Source organism: Cognatilysobacter terrigena, from assembly GCF_004361065.1.
In the GTDB taxonomy this organism is placed as follows: domain Bacteria; phylum Pseudomonadota; class Gammaproteobacteria; order Xanthomonadales; family Xanthomonadaceae; genus Cognatilysobacter; species Cognatilysobacter terrigena.
The window spans coordinates 1-1,118 of sequence record NZ_SELT01000058.1 but is presented as its reverse complement, the minus strand read 5'-3'; the positions used below and the strand labels follow the sequence as shown (position 1 = coordinate 1,118).

Sequence of the window (1,118 nt, the reverse complement as noted above, 5' to 3'; positions counted from 1 at the left end):
CAAGCCGACGCCGCTTCGCGGCGCGGCTTAACTCAGGTGTTAGGCGTGCCATGAAGATGTTGTCCGTAGCGAGTCTGTTCTTCCTTAGCTTCGCCGCAATCGCCGCGACTTCGGAGCTCAACATTGGTGGGCTTACTCCGGGCCTCCCGAAAGCCGCGGTGCTCAAGCTACTAGGCTCGCCGCAGCGTGCACTCCCCGGCGATGGGTCCGTCTCAGAAACGCTCGTATACCCTGGGGTCCGAATCGAGCTGGATGAAGATCACTTGGTCGCTGGCGTCCGGTCTGTCGCGCCGAGCATCTGTCTTGGCCGCGTCTGTCCCGGCACGTCCGCCGCGGTAGCGCGTCGCTACCTTCCGGAGCTCCGCACGGGTTCTATCGCGCTTTCGGAAGGCGAAGGGTGTTGGGCAGAAGTCCCAATCGAGAATGGGCGGGTACAGGCTGTGCTTCTCGTATGTCAGCCGTAGGCACGCCTAACAATTCGTCCAAGCCGACGCCGCTTCGCGGCGCGGCTTAACTCAGGTGTTAGGGCGCAAGGGGAGAACATCGTGGACGGCAGTCAATTTGTCTGGGACCACTTCAAGTTCAACGCGGAGCAGCGCCTCAAGAGCTTCAATTTCTTTCTGCTCTTGTCCATCTTTGCCAACGGCGGCGTATTCACCGCCATTCAAAATAAGGTGGCTCCGCCAGTCCTGAGTCTGCTCGGCGGGTTCCTGGCCCTCCTTGCTGTGGTCTTCTGGCTCGCCGACAGCCGCAGCCGTCAGCTCATCCATTTGGCAATCCCGGCGCTCAAGGAAATTGAGGCCGCGTTTCCTGAGTCGCACCTCCTGTTCGCTATCGATGCTGCCAAGCAGGGCCGCCTTGTGCGCTACACATTTGCGTTTCGTTCGCTCATGCTCTGCCAATTCGTCTTTGGCATCTGCGTGGCAGCACATGTGTTTCCTCGCTAAGCGCCCCAACAATTCGTCCAAGCCGACGCCGCTTCGCGGCGCGGCTTAACTCAGGTGTTAGCTTGCATGGCAACTGACTTCGCAGCCGTGATCGTTTGGCTCCCGTTGCTGGCAGCAATCGCGGTGCTCGCCAAAATGGCGTTCTTTCCTGGCGCGGCAGTGACTCCTCAA

General features: G+C 60.2%; 1 protein-coding gene. It reads left to right on the top strand.

The genetic code is table 11. The features are described 5' to 3' along the window. Positions 1-545 precede the first annotated feature (545 nt). Entirely contained in the window at positions 546-947 is a 402-nt protein-coding gene (locus EVS83_RS15325; protein ID WP_133502045.1) for a hypothetical protein, read from the top strand. The last annotated feature ends 171 nt before the right edge of the window (positions 948-1,118 follow it).